Below are 25,715 nucleotides of genomic sequence, written 5' to 3' on the forward strand. Positions count from 1 at the left end.
ATGGCGCGGTGGAACCACACTGATCCCTTCCCGAACTCAGAGGTGAAACGCTGCTGCGGCGACGATAGTTTGGGGGTAGCCCTGCGTGAAAATAGCTCGATGCCAGGTTTATTATTTCATATAACAAGACCCCCTCTATTTATTTAGCGGGGGTTTTGTTTTTGGGTTTCATTGTTTAGCGTTTATCTCCAGTGTGTTAAAAAGTTAATTTAATAATACATGATGAGTAGAAAAATGTAATAAGTAGTTATACAAAATTAATTACATATTCTTTACCAAAATCTCGAATGACTTTTTCAACATAATTAACTAAATTCTGCCAACTGGAGTAAGTATCTATTTCTATCTATTCATTAGTTTTATTATAAGCTTTCATGGCTTCTCTGAGATATTTTCTCTCAAATTGATTAAGATAAGACCATCTATAGGAGAGATTTCACCATTTACTTGATTGGGGTTAGATTCTAGAATATTAGGCGATTTCTTAATCTTTATAGCTTAAAATGAACACCTTTTTTATTAATTTCATTCTAAAGGAAAACCCCCATAATTTTCAATGATTTGATCAATATTTTCCATAATCTTAATAGTCTCCGATATTATAGAAATAATATTTTGATAATGATTAATATCATCAAAGTTTAATTGTCTTCCTTTTCTGTCTTTCAACCATTTTTGACAAACTTGATAACCACCAATATAAAAATTCCAGATTTGTTGCGGAACTTGATCAAAATACTGTTCAGCATTTATCCAGATTTGTTGATGATTTTCATGATATTTGATTTGTTCGACCATATCAGAACCAGGAATAGGATAGGTAGAAATTTCTGTTCTTGTTTCTTTCATTAAATGGTATTTAACTAGTTTATCACCTTTGATCACTAATTCACAAAAAAGTGCAGCATTGGCAGTTAAAGGAACACGAGGAAAATCAATCTTTAAAAATTCGGCGTAACGTTGACGGTAAATAGGAGCATGAAAGATAGCGTAAATGTAATTAAAAATATCCTCTGGTCCAAAGGTTTTGGTTTTATCTCCTTTTCCATCAAAAATAAATTCTAAATCTAGTTTTTGGGAAAATTCACTAATAAATTCTGGGGATAAGTTCGGTTTACGTCCTCCAGGTGCGTTAGTTGGTGTAGAATCAAATAAAGTTGGGGTATTGGTTGGGTAAAGATAGAGAGGGAAAAGGATTGCATATCCTTTATTACTCAAAGTTAAACGATTATCTATAATACAGTCACTTACCAATATATGATTAAATATGCCTTCTGCAACTTGCCGTACAGAAATTAATGCTAAGTTTTCATAATTAACTATATGACGCATAACTTGATGACGCGGCATACTATGAAAACCTTTAGTATTTCCAGTATAATAAGTATATCTTAAATCAAACGGCCGATATAAAATAGAAGTTATTTTATCTTTAGATATTTTTGATTGTTTGATATCTTGTTGAGCTAAATAGACTTTCCAATCTCTAGTGTCATCTGTTAAATTATATTTGACAATAGCTTCTTCAGCAGAAATTTTAGAAAAATCAATTACAGTTTTCCATACTTCATTATTCTGCCAATGAATGGTAAGATTATCTCTAGCTGTTACAATTCCAGGTGTGCTATCTGTAAAAATATTTTTAATACTCCAAAAATTATCTTTCTCTTTAGATAATTCAAGATTTTGAGGTTGAAAAAGATAAAATTCAAACTCAGGATTTAAAATTTTCCAATCAGTTGAACTAATATCATTTTCAGCTAACCAATGATATTTACCCCCAACTAACTCTTTATTTTCATAAACCTCCCTCATACCCCATAAATCAGCATGATAAACTGTTGCTAACTTTTGCTGACTATGTTCATATTTAATAAAAATACTGATTGCTACCCCTTGCTGAATATCAAAAACATTTTTATCCTGTGAACCGTCAGGACAAACTTCTTTTTTCTTACTATTACCATGTAGATCTAAAACATAAATCTCATCAAAAGTCTGCATCAAATTTTGACGCATTCCCCGAAAAGTGGGATTATCTAAATAACCATGATTCGTAATTAAAGCCACAATACCATAACCCGTTTCCGAAACTCGATGTTGAGCAAAACGGATAAACTTTACATAATCATCTAATAATCCTTTGGGGTTTCTTTCTCCTAAAGGTTTACCGTCTACTTGATAATAATCCCTAACTAACCCGACAATCCAAGGATCAGTATTTATAGATTCATAAGAATAAGGAGGATTTCCTAAAATTACCATCACAGGAACATCTTGTTTTATATCCTTTGCTGCTTCTGCTTCATCTCTAATTCTATTCATAAAACCATCAGCAGGAGGAATTTGAAAAGCCTCTTGTAAGGTATTAGTTAAATAAATCCTTAACCGTTCGTCAGAACTAAAATCATAACCCAATTCTTGCAACTGTAAAACTAATTTTATATGTGCTACAGTATAGGGAGCCATTAATAACTCAAAACCAAATAATCGCGGTAATAAATGTTGACTAACATAACTTGACCACATCCCCTTTTGAGATTTAAACTTATCATAAATAAAATCAATGACATTGTGAATAAAAGTTCCCGTTCCCACCGCAGGATCTAAAATCAAAACTTGATGGGTTTCGATAGTTCCCTCACCCTTGGGATTAGGAACTTTAATCTTTTTAGAATCTGCTAAACCCTTACTAATATTAAACTTATGTTTGAGAATATAATCTACACTTTTGACAATATAATTAACCACAGGTTCAGGAGTATAATAAACCCCTCTTGATTCTCGCATTTTCGGGTCATATTCCGCCAAAAACGTTTCATAAAAATGAACAACAGGGTCTTCTCTGCGAGTCCGTTTACCAAAATCTTTGAGAATTTCCGCCATTTCCGTTTGTTGGAGAATACGCGCTAAATTATCAACAGCCCAACTAATTCTATCATCTAAATCAGGTCCGGCTATTTGTCCAAAAATACTTCTTAAAAATGGGTTAGTTTTCGGTAATTTAAAGGCTGCTGTTTCCCGTGAAAAAGTCTGAACATTATCAGTATTACACCGCGCTGCAAATAAACCATAACAAATAGTTTGGGCGTACATATCCGCAAATTGTTCAACGGTTAAATCCTTAATTAATACTCGTTGAAATGATTCCAACTGTTCCCGTAAAGTTCCCCCTTTATCCACATCATTTAACGCAGTTTTAATTGCATCTCTCATCAATTGAGCTAAACTGGCCATACGTTTAGCTAAATCCTTGGGTGTCGTGATTTGGGGAACTTTAGCTAATAAAAATTGCTGTAAAAGTTGGTCAACTTCCTGTATTCCTTCTTTATCAAGTTTGATTTTTTTATTTTTATCAATAGTTCCCAAAGCAGCAGTTAATGTTAATTCTCCTTGGACATACCAACGAAATTCTAAATAATCAGTTAAAATCAAATTACCCAAAGCCTGAAAATAACGCCCCATTTGAGCAGTTTTTTCCACCTTCTTGAGAGAAACACTAATATCTTTAGCTTCCATATAACCAACATCTAAAACACCATTTTTGACCAAGAAATCTGGCGCACCACAAGCGATTCTTTTCGGTTCATTAATAGCTTGAATACCAGAATCTAAAGACTCCATTAACTTCTTCAAAGCTGGACGATAACTATGTTCAGTAGCATTTTGTCCTTGATAAACTTGATTAACTTCCTGAAAATAAACTTGCAAATAATTCATAACTGAATCATACCCCTTAAAAACTTTGCTTCTCTAAATTCGCACCTTTGGGTGAGCTAAAAAAAATTAGCCATAGATAGCCATAGATACTAATTAAGGTAATTATAAATTAAATCTATCTTGCTACGAGTCAAAAACCAGCAAAACTACCCAAATATTGATATAATTGTCATGAACTCAATACCAATCATCATCTGATACATGAAAAAAGTCAAAACTTTTAATCACTGATATATCAAGCTTCCCTATAATAATTGAAGTACAAGTTAATCTTAGCGGGTCAATTGACAACATCCACAACAGGAGAACAACGAAATTCATGAGTAGAATAGAAACCCGCACCGAACCGATGGTGCTAAATATGGGACCCCATCACCCATCAATGCACGGAGTTTTGCGCTTAATCATGACCTTAGATGGTGAAGATGTCGTAGACTGTGAACCAGTTATAGGCTATTTACACCGGGGAATGGAGAAAATTGCCGAAAACCGTTCTACAATCATGTATGTCCCCTACGTTAGCCGCTGGGACTACGCTGCGGGGATGTTTAATGAAGCGGTGACAGTCAACGCACCGGAAAAATTAGCGGGTATTACCGTACCAAAACGCGCCAGCTATATCCGTGTAATCATGCTGGAACTCAACCGCATAGCTAACCACCTCCTATGGTTTGGTCCATTCTTGGCTGACGTAGGCGCTCAAACACCGTTTTTCTACCAATTCCGGGAACGGGAAATGATTTATGATCTGTGGGAAGCCGCCACAGGCTACCGCATGGTTAATCATAACTATTTCCGTGTTGGTGGTGTAGCTGTTGACTTACCCTATGGTTGGGTAGATAAGTGTTTAGATTTTTGTGATTACTTTATCCCTAAAGTTGATGAGTATGAACGCTTAGTTACAAATAATCCCATTTTCCGCCGCCGTATTGAAGGTCTGGGAACTATTACCCGTGAAGAAGCTATTAATTGGGGGCTTTCTGGTCCAATGTTACGCGCTTCTGGGGTAAAATGGGATTTACGGAAAGTTGACCACTATGAATGTTACGATGATTTTGATTGGGATGTTCAGTGGGAAACCGTCGGTGATTGTCTTGCTCGTTACATGGTGCGGATGCGAGAAATGCGCGAATCTGTAAAAATCATACGCCAAGCGATTGCGGGATTACCCGGAGGACCCTACGAAAACCTGGAAGCGAAACGGTTAATGGCTGGAAAAAAATCTGAATGGGATGGTTTTGATTACCAGTTCGTGGCTAAAAAAGTTGCTCCTACTTTTAAAGTTCCTAAAGGTGAAATTTACTCTCGTGTCGAAAGTGGTAAGGGAGAATTGGGAATTTACCTAGTTGGTGATAATAATGTTTTCCCCTGGCGCTGGAAAATTCGCGCCGCAGATTTCAACAACCTACAAATTCTTCCTCATTTACTGCGAGGAATGAAGGTAGCAGATATTGTTGTTATTCTCGGTAGTATTGACGTAATTATGGGTTCTGTTGATAGGTAATTTTCTGTCAATTTTCATAGCAAGGAACTTGAGTTCCTTGCTAGTTATGAATTTATCCCACCCAGAGGCGCTCCAGTCGCAGAGAATAGGAGGTGGAGTTTTGACATTTTTAATGTTTGATTTCTTGTGTAGGTTGGATTTGATTTTGGAATAAGGGACGCACAATTAAATACCCAGCCGCAAAACCAGTTATAATAATGATTATAATAGTTATTGTCAGCCACCAACCATTTAAGCCTTTGCTCTCAGGCTGAGATTGAGGATAATGGCGCACTTCCTTTTCTTCTATAAGTGCTGTTTGCGACACTGGTATATTGATACCCTTAACATTTTTTTGAGGATGTGTAGCTTTTATTACTGCTTTTGGACGGGGTCGATTAGTTTGCTGACGGGGAACTGTTGCTGTAATAGTTGGCTTATTTGTATATTTTACCTCATGATGATTATGAGGTATGGATTGAGGTTGAGTTTGATATTTTACTTCGTTGTCAGGTGGAATTGGTGTGGGAGAACTGGGTGACGGTGTAGTAACTAACTTTTGCAGTTCTAAGCAGGACTGAATCATTTTAGTAATTTCTTGACGCAGTTCTTGATTCTCTTGAACTAATTTGTGATTATGACTGGTAATTACATCTAATTTAGATTGGACTGCTTGTAACTCCGTTGTCAACTCTCGATAAACGTAAAGAGGAACAGCAGCGGGATAAGTAGGTGGTTGACTAGATTCTGTAGAGGTTTTCATATCTTAGTATCAAAATCCGGTAATTAGTGCCAGGCTAACAAAAATCAGAATATAATTATTTGTGAGATTATGCTCAAGAATAATGGAAAAATGCACAAAAGGCAAAGATTGGAAATTAATTATTTTTCTGAGTATTCCCTGAACCAGTAACAAGGTGACTAAATAGCTAGTTGGCATTTATACGGTATTATTAAATACAATTGGCGAAGGTTTGACCGTAAATAATTACCAAACTATAAACAATTATAATCAATAAAACTCAGGCTAAAAAAATTCACTTTCAAATTATACCATTTTTGAGATTTTTGATCTTACTAAGAGTTTGCACTGGTAGGTATATTTAACAAAACCTATTTAAAAACTGCTAAAGATTGCAATCTATACCCGTTTTTTTGCTAATATTACATAATCATCTAATGTATAGTTAGATTCATAATTTTGATCAAAATACTTTTTAAGCATAGAACTAATATAAACTTGTTTGGGTAAGTTTTCTTGAGCAAATTTTGCAAAGTCAACAATGGTATAACTTTTTCTTAGACCAGTTGAGGTTAGATATTTATACCAAACTAACTTTAGTCCCAGTTCTTCTACAAACTTATATACTACATTTTTTTCCTGTTCTTTATCTTCAACCCGATAAGTATTATAAGTCTTAAATAACTTTTTATCTTGAATAATAAGCATTACATAACCTTGACTACTTAAACTATTAGTAAATATTTTTTTATATATATTATTAGCTTTAATTCTTTTAGAATCATCTGCAAAAAAACAATGAGAAATGACAATAAAATTAAAAAAGTTTTTTGGAATATTACTATATTTTTCTTCCGAAGAAAAGATATCAGCAGTCACAAAACGAAAATAATTATTTATAGGATTTATCTGCGACTCAATATATTTACGCCAAAATTGAAGTCCTCGATACTGAAAAGTGTCTTGTTTTTCAAAAGAATAGTAAGATACGTGCATTTGGGGAATACTAAAAAAGCTGCTATAACTTTGGAGAAATAAAGCTAAACCATAAGCTGTTGTTCCCGGTCCAGCAGCAATATCAAGAATATTTAATTTAGTTGGTAGCAACTCATTTTGGTAAATTAAAAACCAGGATAAATAGAGACAATATACATTTTCTAAAAAATACTTCATGAAATAGACATGAGGAGTTAGATTAAGACTGTATTCTGGATCTTTTCCGACTTTTAAACCATTAATATCATCAAAAGCATCTTTTAAAGATATTATTAATTTTTGTTCATTAATTTTACTAAATTCTTCTTGAAGATATGTGAATAATGCAACTTCAAAATCATTAAATATACTCTGGTCAATTCCCGTAACTTGTAGCTTATATTCATCATGATCTACTAATTCAAAAGTTTGATATATATACTTAATAAATTCTGTATTAGGCTTTAATAAAAGATTAGATTTTGATTCTGTTGCTTCCGTTATTTGTTTTTTAAAATTTGCGATTTCCCGTTTATTTTCCTGGGAAGTTCTTTCGAGTTGAAGTTTATCTCTAAATAGTTTCTCTAACCATGAAAAACTTGCTCCCGACTTTTGAATCGCTTGCAAAATTTTTATAGCACTTTGGGTATCACCACGACATAATGCTGATTTGAATTGCTGACTTCTCCACCAATTAATAATGAAATTACTCATAACCAAAACCATCTTTTCCTTCTTTTATTTCCACACCTGGAAGTTGAGATATTAACTTTTCTTTAAATCGTTGATAACTCAACTGCTGAGAATTATACCACCAAGCATACTTTTGTTTAATTTCTTCAGCTTCTTGACGAGTTCCTGCGACTAAAGAACGATTATTATTAGTATGAAAGTCTTGAATTACCACTCTATCTGCGATAGCTAATTTTTGAATAAACGTATCTTCATCTTTGGCTAGTGTTGGAAGTAGAGGTGTAATAGTAATAGAAATTTTAGGAATAAAACCTTTCAAACTATCAATGCTCTGTCGGATTTTAATAATAGCATTTAATCTAGCTTTAATACTAGGAGAGCGGGGTTCAAAATCTTTTCTTACAACTTCGCTACCCGTGGGAATGCTCATATTAATTCGCAACCTTTGAAACCTTTGTAAATAATCAATATCTCTAGTAATGATTGGACTGCGAGTTTGAATTACTAAATGTGGACGATAATCAAGCATTACTTCTAATAAACTACGAGTTAATTGATGTTTAGATTCCAAAGGTTGATAAGGATCTGTAACACTACTCATATAAATTCTGGGAGGTTGATTAGGATTTTTTCGACACCAAGTTTCTAATTCCCTTGCTAAAACTTCCGCAGCATTTTCCTTAAAAATTACCCATTTACCCCAATCCTGACGCATTTTATGATTAGGGCTAAATGCAGCAGCATAGCAGTAACTACAGCCATATTGACAACCACGATAAGGATTAAGAGTAAAGTCATAAGCAGCAATAAAACCAGTTGCTTTTGTTAGTAGTGATTTAGCATTTTGGGCGTAAACCGTAATATCTCCAAATCTTTCGCGCACAAATTTTGTAGGAGTTTTGTCGCTATAACCTTCGTACAATAATTTTGCCATATTCCAATATTTTATTAAATTGAATAACGGTATTTTGAAAATTTATACTATAGCACCACCACAACTAGAACCACAACCCGCAGTACAACCATAACAATATTCAGCAGTTTGGATTTCATTAATTATATCCAAACTACCAATTTCTAACAATTTACTCACAGTCAAATTTTCACCATTACTAGTTTTAGCAGGTAAATTCATCATTTGATTAAAATCACAATCATAAATATTCCCTAAATAATCAATAGAAAGTTGTTCACGACACATTAAACCATCAATTGTATTTGCATTAAAGTGAGATTCCAAAAAATGCAAATAGCGAGAATAAAGCTGTTTTCTTTCTAAATGAAACTTTGTTCTCCCTACAGGTATATTAGTAATCGTAAAAAGATGATTAAATCGAATATCAAATTTTTCAAACAGAAAGGTTTTATAAGCCTTTTCTAAATTTTTCTGTTCAGGAGTGAGAGAAAAATTTTCACTATTTGGTAATGGAGGATTATAAACCAAATCTAACACTAAATCTGGATTTTGACCATAACCGATTTTATTCAACCATTGTAAAGCCTTAATTGATTGATCAAAAACACCATTTCCCCGCATTTTATCCACATTATCTGCTAAATAACAGGGAAGAGAAGCGACAATCCTTACCTTATTCTCAGCCAAAAAATCTGGTAAATCCTCAAATCCCTCCACAAAATAAATTGTCAAATTTGATCTGACAATTACCTGTTTACCTGCATTTTTAGCAGCTTCTACCAAAGACTTAAAACCATAATTCATTTCTGGAGCGCCACCAGTTAAATCTACCGTTTTAATTTGCGGAAACCTACTAATTAAAGTAATTAACTGTTGACAAACTTCCGGTGTTAATTCCTCAGTTCTTTTCGGACCAGCTTCCACATGGCAATGGTTACAAGTCAAATTACAAAGTTTTCCCAAATTAACTTGTAAAACGTTAATTTGCTTTTTTGTTAAAGGAGAATTTAGCTGCTGAAAAAAAGGTGTAATCATAGAAGCATCTCTAGCACGAATTTCTATAAGAGGATATTTTAAAGGTCATTCAACCTCACAGACAAGGGGAAGTGACAGACTATTGATAATTGGGACATACCACTTGACTAAATCGAAAGTTTCCTATATTATGGATAAACAACCCATCCATCATTACCAAAATCTCAAAAAATATTTTTGAGCGCTCCACTCCGTTACGCTAGGGAAGTAAAAAGAGAAAGAAGGGCAGAGGGTAAAAGAGTAAGAGTATAAAGGGCTACCAAGTCCTGAACGAAGACACGACCCGAAAACCGTAGTTGAAGTAACGATAGTCGCGCGAATACCTAGAGCGATTCGCAGCCCGACAGTGCCTAGCATTGTAGTACCAAGAACCGCCACGAAGCAGCATATATTCAGTGCTTGGACTTGTCCAAGCACTGCCATCTGTAGGCGCATTTATATAGTTTTCATGCCACCCATCCTCGCACCATTCCCACACATTCCCACACATATTATATAAACCAAAAGGGTTGGCGGGAAATTTTCCAACTTCTGTGGTTTTTTCTCGATATTCTCCTTTTTGTCCCTGCCCGTAAGTGTAGTTACCATCATAATTAGCTAAATCTGTAGAAATTGTTTCCCCACAATAAAACGGGGTAGTAGTTCCTCCACGACAAGCATATTCCCATTCGGCTTCAGTAGGTAAACGATAGGTTTTATTTGCCATTCGGGAAAGTCTGGCACAAAATTCTTGAGCATCATTCCATGATACACACTCAACAGGCAGATTATCACCTTTAAAATAAGATGGATCAGATTTTAAATCAATCTTATCCTTTGGTAAGGCAGCCACGACTCGCCATTGTTGTTGAGTAACTGGATATTTACCCATGAAAAACGGGGGAACAGTAACTTCATGTTGTGGACTTTCAGAAGAATGATAACCTTCCTCATTTTCTGGAGAACCCATGATAAAAGTCCCTCCAGGGATAGCCACCATTTCCAAAGTTACACCATCTCCCAAGTCTTCGCCAAAATAATTTGCGTTTTTGGTAATGCGTTTAATTTCTGTCCCATTATTATTTATCTGAGCAGTTTGAAATAGGAAAGTTTTTAACTGATAAGAAGATTTATTTTTTTCTTCTTCTGGTGGTTTTTTACGTATTAATGGTGGTGAATCTGGCTTTATTCCAGTAATCCCCCAAATCAATTGTCCCAAAGGTTCAGGGTCATGTTCACGGAAATCTACCCACATTAAACCTTGGAGAAATACTGGTAGTTTTGGTTCTTTAGGTGCATTTGGTAATAATACGGGAATAACAGGACATTTCCTATTTACAAATGCTCGTAAAAATGCTTTAATTTCTTCAATTTGCCAAGGACCTAATCCTGAATTACCCACAAAAACGGCTGCTGTTCTAATTTGGTCGATCTGATCTTCTAATGAATCCTGCCAAGAAGAACCAGGACGTAAATGCCATTTATCTAACCAAGGGTTAATGTTATTTGCTTTTAATTGGTTGGCAATTTCTATCACCGCAGGCTTATCTTGACTATTGTGGCAAAGAAAAACATCAAATTCAAATTCTCCCATTTTACTCCTCCACACCGGCAATAATCGCCAAAGCCTTCGCATACTCTTCTAAATCACCTCGCAAAGCAGCCAACTCGCTTCGCAACTTTCCTTCCTCAGACCAACTCACCTCGTGTTCCTTCACACTTACCCCCATAGGCCGTCTTGCTTCCCAAGCTTGTAAAATAGGATGCCATTTAGCTAAAAATGGTCGTAACCCATTATTCAACACCGCAATAGCAATACCCCCAACTGAGTTCTTAGAAGCACCCACATCAGGTCCAGCCGCTTTGAGAACTTCGCGGGTAGTTCCAAATAAACTATACAAAGAATTTAACGCTTCCCGCACTAAGCCGTGGTCAACTTCTAAAGACTGCACAGCAACCCGTGTCACCAGTTCCACATACAACGACCAAGCGGCTTTCCGTTCTGTTGTGTCCGCTTCCCATTCCGCAGCACCAATACCAAAGGGAAGACTAATGGATACTTTTTTTAATTTTGCGGGATCTTGTTTAGGCATAAACAGCCATTTTAATAAAATTAATTATTTATTCCATCTAAATTAAACCATACTTAGTTGAGAAATAAAAGCAAAGATGAGAAATCTGAGAATTTTACCCCATTTTCTCTCTAGTTTCTCCTATTCTCTCGTTCCCATGCTCTGCGTGGGAATGTAGTTAAGAGGCTCTGCCTCTATTATACCTAGAGGTAGAACCTCTAAGATGACATTCCCAGTCAGAGACTGGGAACGAGAGTTTTCTTGCTTTGCGTCTTTGCTCCTTTGCCTCTTTGCGCGAAACCTCAGCTAGATTAGATATAAGAATTACTCAATTACCGTGAAAACCGATACAATTTTCTATAGCCTATTTCAAGCATTTCCTAGCATTTTCTTTGAATTAATTAACCAGTCTCCCACAGAAGCAGGTACGTATGAATTTACCTCTCGTGAAGTTAAACAACTGGCTTTTCGTTTAGACGGTTTATTTTTACCAACCACCAAAGATGCCAAAAAGCCATTTTATATTGTCGAGGTTCAATTTCAACCCGATGATGATTTATATTATCGTCTCTTTGCAGAACTTTTTCTCTACCTACGACAATACAAAACTGCTCATCCTTGGCAAGCTGTAATCATCTATCCTAGTCGTAATATAGAAAGAGAACAGAATGTACAATTTGGGGAAATCTTACTGATTGAAAGAGTTACACGCATTTATTTAGACGAGTTGGGAGAAAGTTCTTTAGGGGTGGGAGTTGTTAAACTAGTAATAGAAACAGAGAAGGCTGCACCAGCATTAGCAAGACGTTTAATTGCCCAAGCAAACCAACAACTAACTGATACCAAAATTAAACGGGATTTAATTAATCTGATTGAGACAATTATCGTCTACAAATTACCCAAAAAAAGCAGAAAGGAGATTGAAGCTATGTTAGGTTTAAGTGAGTTGAAACAAACCAGAGTTTATCAAGAAGCTTTAGAAGAAGGTAAAGCTGAAGGTGAAGCTAAAGCAACCAGAAAGTTTGCTTTAAAATTGTTACGAACTGGCATGAATTTACAACAAATTGCTGAGGTTACGGAATTATCTCTTCAGCAAATTCAGGCTTTACAAAAGGAAATTCAACAATCATAGTAGTTCTCGCTCTAATAAAATACTATTGAGGACGGGGAAACCCCGCCCTTACAGGTTTGAGGATAGAAAACTATACTTAATAGCGGAGGAAAATACTGTATAGAATTAACAACATCCTCCACCATCATAATACCATGTAGAATCAGTAATAATGATTTCTTCAGGATTTGAATTTGCTAAATTTCCCGCTGTTTTATCACAAACAGCCACAGGAATTCCCCTTTGTAAAATATGTCCAGATAGATCATCAAAAAATTCTTCCTTACCCGCATAAATTGCCGTTTTACCAGTAAAAACACAAGCTCCGTCCGGGGGAATTTCCACCTTAAAAGCCACAGAATCAAGACTTTCTAAAAGGATATTTTCCTGTAGTTGATAACTATGTTTATCTAATAAACGATAAGGACGACGAGCGCGAATTTCCACTTGTCCAAAACCAGCATTAATTATTAGTTGAGTATATTCTAGATATGTAAGAGCACCGGATAAACACAAAGCGCGTAAATGTTCATTTTTTTGTAAATGCTCAGGAATTGGACTGGTAGAAATTGGATCACTCATTTGTAAGCGACCGCCGAATTTTAATACCCGATATGCTTCCTTTAAAGCGAGAGTTAAATCCGTTGGTTCAAAAATATTGAAAAGGCAATTTTGCGCTACTATATCCACCGAAGCATCAGCCACAGGTAAATTAAAAGCGTCACCTGGACAAATCTCAACAAAGCTAGTATCAAACCAAGGGTTTTCCGTTGCAGCAATTTCTAAATTACGCATTGCAGCTTCTCGCATAGCTTCCACAGGTTCAACAGCAATAATCGCACCGGGACGACGAGAAAAATAAGCAAACTGTAACGCTTCTAAACCACCACCGACACCAACATATAAAACTGTAGGTTCATTATTAAGTTCATTGTGATGAACCGTAGTTCCACAACCATAGTTCATTTCCTGCATCAGCAGAGGAATTTTCAGCCCTGGTAATTGTAAAGGTGTACTTTGGACACAGCATAGCCCCACTTCCGGTGTTTGGGCAACTTGGCTGTAAAATTGGGCTGCGGTTTCTAAATAGGTCATAATTTCAAATTAGTATCAATCTATTTTAACAGAACTGTTTCTGGCTTCACCGTTACCGTGCTGCAATATTTTTCCCTTCCAAAAGACTTGACTTTTAATCTCAGCAAGAGTACAATCTATGACTAATAGAAGGGGAGTAGCTGCTGACAGTAAATCAAGATTTTCTGTTCAGTATATCTAAATCAACATACTGGTGATGAGCCTGGTTTAGATAGCGAATATACAAAGTATTTGAAAGCGAGACCTTCACTGACTACACATTGAAAAGTGTGGAGTTCAGTGAGGTTTGAATGCTCTCATTGATACTCCACACAGGTAAAAAATCCTTGAGGAGTTTGAGAGAGTGTTAACAGCCTTTACCGCCGGTTTATTACTAATTACCATTTCTGAACTAGGTGATAAAACCTTTTTTATCGCTGTAATTCTATCCATGCACCACCCACGGCGCTTGGTGTTCTCCGGTGTTATGGCTGCTTTAGCGGCTATGACCATCTTATCGGTAATATTTGGACAAGTAGTGTCCTTTTTGCCAAAACAAATCATTCATTATGCCGAAATAGGTTTGTTTATTGCCTTTGGTTTAAAATTAATCTATGATGCCAATAAAATGCCTGTATCTGCTACAGAAGAAGTCGCAGAAGAGGCAAAAGAAGCGGTAGAAAAGGCAGATTTAGATAATTCCCAGCAAAAAAGTGTTTGGTCAATTTTACTAAAATCCTTCCTACTCACATTTATAGCAGAATGGGGCGATCGCACACAAATAGCCACCATAGCCCTCGCAGCCAGTAATAACCCCATTGGTGTGACACTGGGAGCAATATTAGGACACGCAATTTGTGCAGCGATCGCCGTCATTGGTGGTAGATTAATAGCAGGTAAAATTTCCGAAAGACAAATTACCTTCTTAGGCGGGTTTCTATTTATCATCTTTGGCATAGTCGCCGCCATAGAAGGAAAGTAAATTCAAGACTGTAGGGGCGCAAAGTCCGCGCTCTTATCTCGCCCAACCCTTACGGAGTAGCCGTAGGTGCAGGTGGAGATGATTCCGTAGGTGGTGCAGTGGGAGTAGGATTAGATGCTGCTTTATTGATTTCGTCCTTATACTGAGCCGGTGCTAAAGCCGTCGCACTATCAAATAAAAGTTTAGCCTCATTAACCTTACCTTGTTGCTTAAACAGCATAGCCTTTGCTAAAATTGGTCTAAAATCTTGAACATCTTTCTTAATCGCTTCATCATAAGTAGAAATAGCTTTATCATCCTTACCTTCAGAAGCATATACACTACCTAAAAGTACAGTAACAGCAACTACATCCACACTTCCTGGCTGAATAGTATTAGCCTGTTTCGCAGCAGCCAAACTTTCTTGTAATACCCCAATAGCCGCTTCTGGACGCTTTTCATTCAATTGCAAACTCACCATCCCCTGTAAAGCCTTCAAATCCCCCGGTTTTGTAGTTAAAATAGTACGATAAGTTTCGGCTGCTCCCTCCTTATCACCAATTTGTTGTTTAGCTTGAGCCAGTAAAACCCCATACTCTGACTTTTGGGGATTAAGTTTAGCGAGTTTTTCCAAAGGTTCAATCACAACTTGAATATCCGCTGGTTTAACTTCCCCTGGGCTTTTTTGACTTAACAACTGCAACCGGGCTTGCAAAAGTCCCTTGAGTGCAGTTTGATTTTCCGGGTCTTTCTGTAAAACTAATTCATAAACCCGAACTTGATCTTCCAGTTTTGACTTTTGCTCCGATAAAGATATTTTATGATCACCATTGGCCTGATTTTGTGGAGATGATTGGGGTTTATTCATCGCTGTCAGGATAGGTATAATAGAAACACCAACAAAAGCCACAACAGCAAAACCTAACACTACTCGGACTAGCCAACGATTACGCAATTCAGACACAATATTATTTTGCTCCTACATGATCATGAAATGAATTACAAAGTTAAAAATTTCTAAAACTTTGCGGAATACGGTCATTTGTCTGTGAATTTTATAACAAATAAATATCTATCCTGCTAAAGTAAGTGATGACTTTAGGAAGATCCGTCAGAATTATCGCTATGCTATGCTTCCGATAGCGTAGCTTGGCGTAAGCCATAACCGGTCGTCCAGAGCATCAAACAAGTGGCTAAATTAAAAGTAAATATACTTTAATCAACCACATTCTTGCTCTTTTCTTTTGTCTTCATTAAATCCCATAATGGGTTATGTCTTGTGCCGCAAGGAGTTTTTATGAATTCCGACCTGATGCCATCTTCTCAAGCCTCAAATTTCACAGCCTCTAAAAAGGGTATAAAAGAGATTGAAACCCCTGTTAATGCTAATACATTAACAAACCAATCCTCTAAACTAGAAAATACCCTGACTGATTCTAGCAAACCTAACTCCAATGGCCATTTACCTAGCCGAGAACAACCAATTCCACCTCCGAGTGAACCAACTCAATACCGAGCCATTGGCCTGATTCGGGGATGTTACCATGCCAGTGATGAACAGTTTACCCAAGGAACACTGCTCACTACCGATGGAGTGGAACTTAATGCCGTTCTCTTAGGTCGGATTATGAGTTTGGTCAAAAATCACTTAGACCTAGAAAAAGAACATCTATGGGTAGTTTATCCCCGCACCAGACAAGAAAATGACGCATTACACCTGCAAATTGTTGGTGTTTGGGAACCAGAAAATCTGGCTAAGTATGAACTGGATAAACATACCCCAGATCCTCAAAATGTAACTACAACCACAGTAGTTGCTGATGATCTCAAACCCTCCTCAGCAGTTCCTGATGGTGGTTTTTCTGTGCGTGGTGAGGTGGTTTACCAGTCTTTTGACGAAAGGAGTTTAGTTGTGAAAATCAAACAAGCTCCACGTAAACCTACTGATAAAGTTAAATATTTTAAGTTGAAACTCAAGGGCGTATTAACTACTAAAGCTGTCAGTAAGTTCTGGGACTTTAATGTTAAACGGGAATCGGATACTTTAGTAGTAATTAATGCCGAAACTATCGCTGATTTACCTAAAAAACGCCGACCCCCCTTCAAAGGATCAGCACCTCGTGCTGGTGGAGGTGGTTCTAGACGGCCATTCCTCCCTAGACAAAATGGAGAAGCCCCACGTCCCATTAGAAAGACAGGGGGTGATTCCACAGTCATCACCAAACCCATACCCAAAACTCCCACTCCTATGCCAGTTAAAAAGCCTAAGCCAAGCGGGGAATAGCTAATTGGTCAGTTGTCCGTTGTCCGTTGTCCGTTGTCCGTTGTCCGTTGTCCGTTGCTAAGAAGCTTAAACTAAATGGGCATTAATTTCAAAGAAGCAGGTAAGGAATTTTATTCAACAACTGACTACTGACTACTGACTCCTACTAAAACTCCGTCCAACGATCTTGAGGTAAAAAAGAACGCTCCATTGGTATCGGGGCTACTGGTTCAGTTAGAGTAAATATCCCTTCTTTAATCCATTGTTTCAATTCTTGAGACACCTGTCGGGAAAGAAATAAGCTGGCTAAAGATGCTACCCGTACCGTCCTTCCTTCAATAGTAATGCGTCCAGATTTAAGTTGAGCGTAACTTACTAAACCGAAGGTAGGACGGACACGACGGGGAATGGAAAAATCTACTATTGGTGCTACTAAGTCCTTATCTTGGACGGCGCAGTGTTCCACAACACTATCATTTAAAACTGGTAGTGCTATACCTACACCCATCATTAAAGATGGTCCATAGCCTTTAAAATAACAGCCCCGTATCCATCGGGCATCCATTTGTTTAGCATCACCAATTAATGCTAAAGTTGATCCAGGACCTATCGGTGTCCGATTTTCTAACCGCTTTTGTAAGGGAAAATGTTGTGTCCCTTCCCAGGCTACATAACCAATACCCCCAGCTAAAAAAATTCTTGTCCCAATTCCTACAAGTTGTAAATCGGGATCATTGAAAAGGGGTGACAGGGAACCAGGGTTAGAATAAACTGCATTACCTAAGCGAGGTTGTAATGGTCCTAAATAGGTATGTAGTGGGCGATCGCCTCCATTTACGCCAATAATAAAATTTTGATAAAGATTCCGCGGATTAAACAAATAAAACTGATTGATAGTTTCACGGGTAACAGTGGTTTCAAATGTGGCTCTAGGATAGCAATCGGTAACTTGTCCCACGGCGCGAACTTGGATAGATTTACCAGCAATTAGATCCGCAATCACATGACCACCACCATGTTCCCGCACTTCTTCTCCATCTGGGGAATCAACGGGACAACTAGCACCCAAGTATAAATCCACTGCCCCAAAACCAGCATAAGCGGGAACTCCATCTAACCAGCAACGCCGAATTTTAATGGGCGGGTCAGTATGCCCTAAGTTAATAATTGCACCGCTTGATTCCATTGGCTCAAATGTACCAGTGGTAATTACATCTACTTCTTTGGTAGTTTTAGTAACACCAATTTCGATAACTCGCGCTTTTAACTCTTCAACCGTCCAGACCACCGCCCGTTTTCGGCTGATTTTTTCATTAATTTCAGCAATTGTTCGCATTTTTAATTCATCTCAAGGACACACAGTACAATCAGGTGTCACTGGTCATTGGTCAGTTATTAGTTGTCAGTTGTTCTGGAGTTCCATCCCTATTGCTTTTCACTCCTCCACCCTGAGTTTAACGGAATCAGCATGAGAAGGTAAACCCTCTGTAGTTGCTAAGATGTCAATGGCAGATGCCACTTTTTCTAAGGCAGTTTGTGAGTATTGGATAATACTTGAGTGTTTTAAAAATGTTTCTACTCCTAAAGCTGAAGCATAACGGGCTGCACCAGAAGTAGGTAAAGTATGGTTAGGACCGGCTAAATAATCTCCCACAGCTTCAGGTGTCGAACTACCCAGAAAAATCGCCCCAGCATGGCGAATTTGGTTAATTAACCCCCAAGGATCCGCAATTTCTAATTCTAAGTGTTCAGGTGCAAATTCGTTCGATAGTTCTGCCGCTGCTGAGAGGGATTCTACAACCACAATTAAACCATAATGGGCAATAGCTTTTTCCGTATCTATCCGGCGCGGGTGATCTATTAATTGTCTTTCTACCTCTGTTTGCACTTTTTTCGCTAGACTCCAATCTGTTGTTAGTAAAATCGCTGCGGCCATAGGATCATGTTCCGCTTGAGCTAACAAATCAGCAGCAACATAGACAGGATTAGCTGTTTCATCAGCAATTACCAGCACTTCGCTAGGTCCGGCTAAAGAATCAATGCCCACGGTTCCGTAAACTAATTTTTTGGCTAAGGTGACATAAATATTACCAGGTCCAGTAATTACATTCACTTTAGGAATTGTTTCTGTTCCATAGGCCAAAGCCCCAATCGCTTGAGCACCACCTATACGGTAAATTTCCTGAACTCCCGCTTCCTGGGCTGCTACTAAAACCGCAGGATTAACTATTTTACCGCCCTTCACAGGTGTGACCATCACCACGCGAGGAACACCTGCTACTTTTGCCGGAATGGCATTCATTAACACTGTACTAGGATAACAAGCTCGACCACCTGGTATATATAAACCGGCTCGATCTACGGGGGTATAACGTTTGCCTAATACTACTTCATCATCTTCAAATTGTACCCAGCTTTTGGGAACTCGCTGACGGTGAAAGGCTTCTATTTTCTTGCAAGCAAGGCGAATTGACTGGAGCAAATCTTTGGATACCTGTTGGTAAGCCGCGTCCAGTTCTGACCCTGTCACTTTCAGTTCTTCTGCTTTGAGGATTTGATGATCAAATTCAGATGTATAATGTAATACGGCTGTATCACCTTGACGCTTCACAGCTTGCAACACTTCACTAACTGTTGCTTCTTTATGAATTACCTGTTCATCCTGGGTGCGATCGCGGATTCGTTGAAGTTCTGATCTAACGTCTGCTTGCTCTGTAATAATTCGCAGCATGGAGTAATGACAATACTAGGTTTGACAACATTCACATCCGTGGTCAGTGGAGTTATGAAAACAAGTAAGGAATAAGCAACAATAAACAACTAACCACTGACCATAAGTAATTCTCTTCTCTAGCTTAATCTAGATTTTTTTGATACTAATTTATAAAACTCGGACAACCCCATAAATTTAATATTCCCTAGGTGTGAATTTAGAGAACTTGTCTGGCTTCTTTGTCACTAAGTCATTGTAATCTATTTTTTCACCCGCCGACACCAGCTTTTGCGACCAAATAAAATATTTTTTTTAGAAACTAGCACATTATCAGAAATAATGCTATATTTATTAAACCTAGTAGTGTGTGTACATAATTAATAGTCTTTTTTGGAATTACTGTGGCGAATACAAAGTCTGCTCTTAAACGCGCACAAATCGCAGAACGTAACCGACTGCGTAATAAAGCATATAAATCAGCAGTTAAAACGCTGATGAAAAAATACTTTAGTTCTGTGGAAGCTTGTGCCGCTAATCCGACAACAGAACTCAAGCAGGAAGTGGAAACAAGAATGTCCGAGGCTTACAGCAAAATTGATAAAGCTGTAAAAACTGGTGTGCTCCATCCCAACAATGGAGCCAGGAAAAAGTCAAGATTGGCTCATAAACACAAAACCCTTACAGCCTAGTCAATGGTTCCAGGGAACAGAGAATGGGGAATAGAGAGATATTTATTTTTCTCACCGAATCTGGACTCTGTCCTTGTTTTGACAACTGACAACCGACAGGTTATGCAACTTATAGATACCCACGTACACATTAACTTTGACATTTTTCAGCCAGATTTAGCAGCCGTTCGCGCTCGGTGGCAAGAAGCGGGAGTAGTCCGATTAGTCCACTCCTGCGTTCACCCCCAGGAATTTGCGAGTATTCAAGCCATAGCGGAGCAGTTTACCGAACTTAGCTTTGCTGTAGGACTACATCCTCTAGATGCTGATAAATGGGATGAGCAAACAGCTACCCTGATCAAGTCTTTAGCCCGTTCTCATTCCCAGGTGGTGGCCATTGGGGAAATGGGGTTGGATTTTTACAAGGCAGATAATTATGAGCATCAACATCAGGTATTTGTGTCACAATTAGCGATCGCTTGTGAATTAGATTTACCAGTGATTATCCATTGTCGTGATGCGGCCCCTGCTGTGAGAGAAGTGTTGCAAAAATGGCGAAATTGGCATGGGCGCATGGTACGGGGTGTCATGCACTGCTGGAGTGGGACACCGGAGGAGACTCAATGGTTTCTAGATTTGGGCTTCTATATCAGCTTCAGTGGTACTGTTACCTTTAAGAATGCTAAAACTATTCAAGCTTCTGCTGCAATGGTGGATAGCGATCGCCTACTTATAGAAACCGATTGTCCATTTTTGTCGCCTGTACCCAGACGTGGAGAAAAGCGCAATGAACCAGCTTATGTCCGCCATGTAGCGGAACAACTAGCAAAAATACGAGGAGAAACTATCGAAGAAATTGCCCAGAAAACCACCGGAAATGCTTGTAAATTATTCGGTCTAACATTATAGATAACAGCTTGAATCCCTAACAAGAGTGCTAATTTAACAAAAAATATCTGATACTAGGATGAAAATGTGCTAAAATTGTTCTCTAAAAAACATTTAAGTTAAGCCATAATGGTAAAGACTATAACTCCTAAGACTCAATTTGTGCTGTTTAGCCAGTTGGGAAATCGTGGTTTTAACCCGATTCATGAGTCGAATCAGACCCAAGTTTAAAAAGGAACATCCACTTACAGCAATTCCCGGTGTTATGAGGTACATATCTAGCGGGCAAGATGCCGGCACCACAAGAGTTTGATGATTCAACTTTGTAACTCATAAGAGTGGAAACGGCTGTAAATCTCTACGAACGGGTGATCTCAATTGACTAGGGTTGGTGGAAACTCAAAACTTGAAGAAAAAATGTAGAGACGTTCGATGGAAAGTCTCATCTAGAGAGAAAAGACAAAAAGCAATCCAATGATCATATCAAAGCTATAGAAAATCGTTAAAGCATAATTGGCTAGTGGCATAGGGGTAACGGGTGATGGGTAATGGGTAATGGGTAATGGGTGATAGGTGATGGGTAATAGGTAATGGGTAATGGGTAATAGGTAATGGGTAATGGGTGATAGGTGAAAACTTACCAATGACCAATGACCAATGACCAATGACCAATGACCAATGACTTTGAAAGTTTAACCAGGTAGATAAAGGTAAAGGTATGACTAACGACGATAAATATATGGAATCCGCCTTTCTATTACCCGACTTGATTGAAATTCAGCGCTCTAGTTTTCGGTGGTTTCTAGAGGAAGGGCTAATAGAAGAACTGAACTCCTTTAGTCCAATTACAGACTACACTGGCAAACTAGAATTGCACTTTTTAGGTAATAACTACAAGCTCAAAGAACCTAAATACAGTGTTGAAGAATCCAAACGTAGAGATAGCACTTATGCAGTGCAAATGTATGTTCCTACTCGGCTTTTAAACAAAGAAACAGGAGACATCAAAGAACAAGAAGTATTTATCGGTGATTTGCCTTTGATGACAGATAGAGGCACATTTATTATCAACGGAGCAGAGCGAGTAATAGTTAATCAAATCGTGCGATCGCCTGGAGTTTACTACAAATCAGAAATTGATAAAAACGGTCGAAGAACCTACTCTGCCAGCTTAATTCCCAACCGCGGAGCATGGCTAAAATTTGAAACAGATCGTAACGACTTAGTTTGGGTACGGATAGACAAAACCCGCAAATTATCAGCCCAGGTACTTCTCAAAGCACTGGGTTTATCAGACAACGAAATTTTTGACGCTCTACGTCACCCCGAATACTTCCAAAAAACCATTGAAAAAGAAGGACAGTTTTCCGAAGAAGAAGCCCTAATGGAACTATACCGTAAACTTCGTCCAGGAGAACCCCCCACCGTATTAGGCGGACAACAGCTTTTAGACTCCCGCTTCTTCGACCCCAAGCGCTATGACCTGGGAAAAGTTGGTCGTTACAAACTCAACAAAAAACTCCGTCTTTCCGCCCCAGACACCATGCGTGTTCTCTCCTCTAGTGACATCCTAGCAGCTATTGACTATTTAATTAATCTAGAATTTGACATCGGCAACATTGATGACATCGACCACCTCGGAAATCGCCGTGTTAGAAGCGTGGGAGAATTGCTACAAAACCAAGTCAGAGTGGGTTTAAATCGCCTAGAAAGAATCATTCGAGAACGGATGACTGTCAGTGACGCAGAAGTGCTTACCCCCGCATCCCTCGTTAACCCAAAACCTCTAGTCGCAGCTATTAAGGAGTTCTTTGGTTCAAGTCAACTCAGTCAGTTCATGGACCAAACCAACCCCTTAGCAGAATTGACCCACAAACGTCGTCTTAGTGCCCTGGGACCAGGAGGTTTAACTAGAGAAAGGGCTGGTTTTGCTGTTCGAGATATTCACCCCAGCCACTATGGACGAATTTGCCCCATTGAAACCCCCGAAGGTCCAAACGCCGGACTTATTGGATCGCTCGCTACCCATGCCCGTGTTAACCTCTATGGCTTTCTAGAAACACCGTTCAGACCAGTCGAAAATGGTAAAGTTCTTTTCCATCTGCCCCCTGTATATATGACAGCCGATGAAGAAGATGACCTACGGACAGCCACAGGTGATATTCCCCTAGATGAATATGGTTTTATCAAAGGACCAAATGTTCCCGTTCGTTACCGTCAAGATTGGACTACCACGCCCCCCGAACAAGTAGATTATGTAGCAGTTTCCCCGGTGCAGATTGTGTCAGTTGCCACTAGCATGATTCCTTTTTTGGAACATGATGATGCTAACCGGGCGCTCATGGGTTCTAATATGCAGCGTCAAGCTGTTCCTTTGTTAAAACCTGAACGTCCTTTGGTGGGAACAGGGCTAGAAGCTCAAGCTGCCAGAGATTCCGGGATGGTGATTGTTTCCCGGACTGATGGAGATGTAGTATATGTAGATGCTACTGAAATTCGTGTCCGGGTAGGTGGTCAACGGTTGGTAGTCGGTGATGAGGAGAAAACCGGGGATAGAGAGCAATTAAGGACTGATAAACCCCAGGAACTCAAGTATAAACTTTCCAAGTATCAACGTTCTAATCAAGATACTTGTCTAAATCAGAAGCCGTTGGTAAGAATTGGTGAAAAGGTCGTTGCGGGTCAGGTGTTGGCGGATGGTTCTTCTACGGAAGGTGGTGAACTGGCACTGGGGCAGAATATTGTAGTAGCTTATATGCCTTGGGAGGGTTACAATTATGAAGATGCAATTCTCATTTCCGAACGTCTGGTACAAGAAGACGTATATACGTCTATTCACATAGAAAAATATGAAATTGAAGCCAGACAGACTAAGCTCGGACCTGAGGAAATCACTAGAGAGATTCCCAATGTGGGGGAGGATGCTCTCAGACAGCTTGATGAACAGGGAATTATCCGTGTTGGTGCGTGGGTAGATGCGGGGGATATTCTTGTGGGTAAGGTGACTCCCAAAGGAGAATCAGATCAACCTCCGGAGGAAAAACTCCTGAGAGCTATTTTTGGAGAGAAAGCCCGGGACGTGCGGGATAATTCTCTGCGAGTTCCCAATGGTGAGAAGGGACGGGTAGTTGATGTGCGGTTATTTACCCGTGAACAGGGAGATGAATTACCACCGGGAGCAAATATGGTGGTGCGGGCTTATGTTGCCCAAAAACGGAAAATCCAGGTAGGGGATAAGATGGCGGGGAGACATGGGAACAAAGGGATTATTTCGCGGATTTTACCGGCGGAGGATATGCCTTATTTGTCTGATGGTTCTCCTGTGGATATTGTGCTGAATCCTTTGGGGGTGCCGAGTCGAATGAATGTGGGTCAGGTTTTTGAGTGTTTGCTGGGTTGGGCTGGTCATAATTTGGGGGTGCGGTTTAAAATCACTCCTTTTGATGAGATGTATGGTGAGGAAACGTCTCGTCGTTTGGTTCATGGGAAGCTGGAGGAGGCGAGGGAGGAAACGGGGAGAGATTGGGTGTATAACCCGGATAATGCGGGGAAAATCACGGTTTATGATGGCAGAACTGGTGAGGCTTTTGACCGAGATGTTACTGTTGGGGTAGCTTATATGCTCAAGCTGGTGCATTTGGTGGATGATAAAATTCATGCCCGTTCCACGGGTCCCTATTCTCTGGTAACTCAACAACCTTTGGGTGGTAAGGCTCAACAGGGGGGACAAAGATTTGGGGAAATGGAAGTTTGGGCTTTAGAAGCTTTCGGAGCAGCTTATACTTTGCAGGAATTGTTGACTGTTAAATCTGATGATATGCAGGGAAGGAATGAAGCTTTGAACGCTATTGTCAAAGGTAAGGCTATACCTAGACCGGGAACACCAGAATCTTTTAAGGTATTAATGCGGGAATTGCAGTCCTTGGGTCTAGATGTAGCTGTCCATAAAGTAGAAACTCAGACTGATGGTAGTTCCCTTGACGTAGAAGTCGATTTGATGATAGACCAAGCTACTCGAAGAACTCCACCCAGACCTACCTATGAGTCTCTTTCTCGTGAATCTCTGGATGAAGAGGAATAGGGCAATGGGTGATGGGTAATGGGTAATGGGTGATGGGTGATGGGTGATGGGTAATGGGTGATGGGTGATGGGTCATGGGTCATGGGTGATGGGTCATGGGTCATGGGTCATGGGTAATCGGTAATCGGTAATCGGTAATCGGTAATGGGTCATGGGTCATGGGTAATGCTGTTTACAATCACCAATGACCAATCACCAATGACCAATCACCAATCACCAATCACCAATGACCAATCACCAATCACCAATCACCAATCACCAATGACCAATGACCAATCACCACTGACAACTGACAACTGACCACTGACAACTGACCACCAACTGTTTTTTCATGTTTAATT

General features: G+C 38.9%; 19 protein-coding genes and 1 rRNA gene. 8 read left to right on the plus strand and 12 right to left on the minus strand.

Annotated features, from left to right (window positions below; genetic code table 11):
• A 5S ribosomal RNA gene (gene rrf / locus H6G44_RS09565) occupies window positions 1-108 on the plus strand; the annotation flags it as partial.
• Between the two features lie 417 nt (window positions 109-525).
• On the opposite strand, the gene H6G44_RS09570 is transcribed toward rrf, so the two are convergent.
• Entirely contained in the window at window positions 526-3,720 is a 3,195-nt protein-coding gene (locus tag H6G44_RS09570; RefSeq protein WP_190386333.1) for a type ISP restriction/modification enzyme, read from the minus strand.
• Between the two features lie 319 nt (window positions 3,721-4,039).
• On the opposite strand from H6G44_RS09570, the gene H6G44_RS09575 reads away from it, so the two are divergent.
• On the plus strand, window positions 4,040-5,224 hold the full coding sequence (locus H6G44_RS09575) for an NAD(P)H-quinone oxidoreductase subunit H (RefSeq protein ID WP_028083481.1): 1,185 nt from the start codon (window positions 4,040-4,042) through the stop codon (window positions 5,222-5,224).
• 109 nt (window positions 5,225-5,333) lie between these two features.
• Here H6G44_RS09575 and H6G44_RS09580 read toward each other — a convergent pair whose 3' ends face one another.
• The 6 genes from H6G44_RS09580 to H6G44_RS09605 form a co-directional block, all read right to left on the minus strand.
• The gene (locus H6G44_RS09580; RefSeq protein ID WP_190386334.1) at window positions 5,334-5,966 is read right to left on the minus strand and encodes a hypothetical protein; all 633 of its coding nucleotides are present in this window, start codon (window positions 5,964-5,966) and stop codon (window positions 5,334-5,336) included.
• Window positions 5,967-6,344: 378 nt separating this feature from the next.
• A complete protein-coding gene (locus H6G44_RS09585; protein ID WP_190386335.1) occupies window positions 6,345-7,634 on the minus strand; it encodes a photosystem II assembly protein in 1,290 nt (429 codons plus the stop codon).
• Window positions 7,627-8,547, minus strand: coding sequence for an SPL family radical SAM protein (locus H6G44_RS09590; protein ID WP_190386336.1), 921 nt, complete (start codon window positions 8,545-8,547; stop codon window positions 7,627-7,629). Before H6G44_RS09590 ends, H6G44_RS09585 begins: the two co-directional genes overlap by 8 nt.
• Window positions 8,548-8,589: 42 nt before the next feature.
• Window positions 8,590-9,564: an arsenosugar biosynthesis radical SAM (seleno)protein ArsS gene (gene arsS / locus H6G44_RS09595; RefSeq protein ID WP_190386337.1), complete on the minus strand. Its 975-nt coding sequence runs from the start codon at window positions 9,562-9,564 to the stop codon at window positions 8,590-8,592.
• Window positions 9,565-9,820: 256 nt separating this feature from the next.
• The gene (locus H6G44_RS20630) at window positions 9,821-11,137 is read right to left on the minus strand and encodes an SUMF1/EgtB/PvdO family nonheme iron enzyme (RefSeq protein WP_190386338.1); all 1,317 of its coding nucleotides are present in this window, start codon (window positions 11,135-11,137) and stop codon (window positions 9,821-9,823) included.
• Between the two features lies 1 nt (window position 11,138).
• On the minus strand, window positions 11,139-11,636 hold the full coding sequence (locus H6G44_RS09605; protein ID WP_190386339.1) for a hypothetical protein: 498 nt from the start codon (window positions 11,634-11,636) through the stop codon (window positions 11,139-11,141).
• 316 nt (window positions 11,637-11,952) lie between these two features.
• On the opposite strand from H6G44_RS09605, the gene H6G44_RS09610 reads away from it, so the two are divergent.
• Window positions 11,953-12,747, plus strand: a complete 795-nt coding sequence (locus H6G44_RS09610; RefSeq protein WP_190386340.1) for an Rpn family recombination-promoting nuclease/putative transposase — start codon at window positions 11,953-11,955, stop codon at window positions 12,745-12,747.
• Window positions 12,748-12,852: 105 nt separating this feature from the next.
• Here the strand turns inward: H6G44_RS09610 and arsM are convergent, their stop codons facing one another.
• A complete protein-coding gene (gene arsM, locus H6G44_RS09615; protein ID WP_190386341.1) occupies window positions 12,853-13,821 on the minus strand; it encodes an arsenosugar biosynthesis arsenite methyltransferase ArsM in 969 nt (322 codons plus the stop codon).
• Window positions 13,822-14,164: 343 nt separating this feature from the next.
• Between arsM and H6G44_RS09620 the strand changes: the two genes are divergently transcribed.
• A complete protein-coding gene (locus H6G44_RS09620) occupies window positions 14,165-14,782 on the plus strand; it encodes a TMEM165/GDT1 family protein (RefSeq protein WP_190386342.1) in 618 nt (205 codons plus the stop codon).
• A 49-nt stretch (window positions 14,783-14,831) separates the two neighbouring features.
• Here H6G44_RS09620 and H6G44_RS09625 read toward each other — a convergent pair whose 3' ends face one another.
• Window positions 14,832-15,725: a tetratricopeptide repeat protein gene (locus tag H6G44_RS09625; RefSeq protein ID WP_190386343.1), complete on the minus strand. Its 894-nt coding sequence runs from the start codon at window positions 15,723-15,725 to the stop codon at window positions 14,832-14,834.
• A 333-nt stretch (window positions 15,726-16,058) separates the two neighbouring features.
• Here H6G44_RS09625 and H6G44_RS09630 point away from each other — a divergent pair, with 333 nt between their 5' ends.
• Window positions 16,059-17,045, plus strand: a complete 987-nt coding sequence (locus H6G44_RS09630; protein ID WP_190386344.1) for a hypothetical protein — start codon at window positions 16,059-16,061, stop codon at window positions 17,043-17,045.
• Window positions 17,046-17,190: 145 nt separating this feature from the next.
• On the opposite strand, the gene H6G44_RS09635 is transcribed toward H6G44_RS09630, so the two are convergent.
• Window positions 17,191-18,360: a homocysteine biosynthesis protein gene (locus tag H6G44_RS09635; RefSeq protein ID WP_190386345.1), complete on the minus strand. Its 1,170-nt coding sequence runs from the start codon at window positions 18,358-18,360 to the stop codon at window positions 17,191-17,193.
• Window positions 18,361-18,459: 99 nt separating this feature from the next.
• A complete protein-coding gene (gene hisD / locus H6G44_RS09640) occupies window positions 18,460-19,755 on the minus strand; it encodes a histidinol dehydrogenase (protein WP_190386346.1) in 1,296 nt (431 codons plus the stop codon).
• A 383-nt stretch (window positions 19,756-20,138) separates the two neighbouring features.
• Here hisD and rpsT point away from each other — a divergent pair, with 383 nt between their 5' ends.
• Both rpsT and H6G44_RS09650 read left to right on the plus strand, forming a co-directional pair.
• A complete protein-coding gene (gene rpsT, locus H6G44_RS09645; protein WP_190386347.1) occupies window positions 20,139-20,426 on the plus strand; it encodes a 30S ribosomal protein S20 in 288 nt (95 codons plus the stop codon).
• Window positions 20,427-20,528: 102 nt separating this feature from the next.
• On the plus strand, window positions 20,529-21,314 hold the full coding sequence (locus H6G44_RS09650; RefSeq protein ID WP_190386348.1) for a TatD family hydrolase: 786 nt from the start codon (window positions 20,529-20,531) through the stop codon (window positions 21,312-21,314).
• 468 nt (window positions 21,315-21,782) lie between these two features.
• Here the strand turns inward: H6G44_RS09650 and H6G44_RS09655 are convergent, their stop codons facing one another.
• A complete protein-coding gene (locus H6G44_RS09655) occupies window positions 21,783-21,965 on the minus strand; it encodes an alpha/beta hydrolase (RefSeq protein ID WP_242031702.1) in 183 nt (60 codons plus the stop codon).
• Window positions 21,966-22,011: 46 nt separating this feature from the next.
• Between H6G44_RS09655 and rpoB the strand changes: the two genes are divergently transcribed.
• On the plus strand, window positions 22,012-25,374 hold the full coding sequence (gene rpoB, locus H6G44_RS09660; RefSeq protein ID WP_190386349.1) for a DNA-directed RNA polymerase subunit beta: 3,363 nt from the start codon (window positions 22,012-22,014) through the stop codon (window positions 25,372-25,374).
• Window positions 25,375-25,715: the final 341 nt, after the last annotated feature.

The organism is Aphanizomenon flos-aquae FACHB-1287 (assembly GCF_014698755.1).
GTDB lineage: Bacteria > Cyanobacteriota > Cyanobacteriia > Cyanobacteriales > Nostocaceae > Dolichospermum > Dolichospermum flosaquae.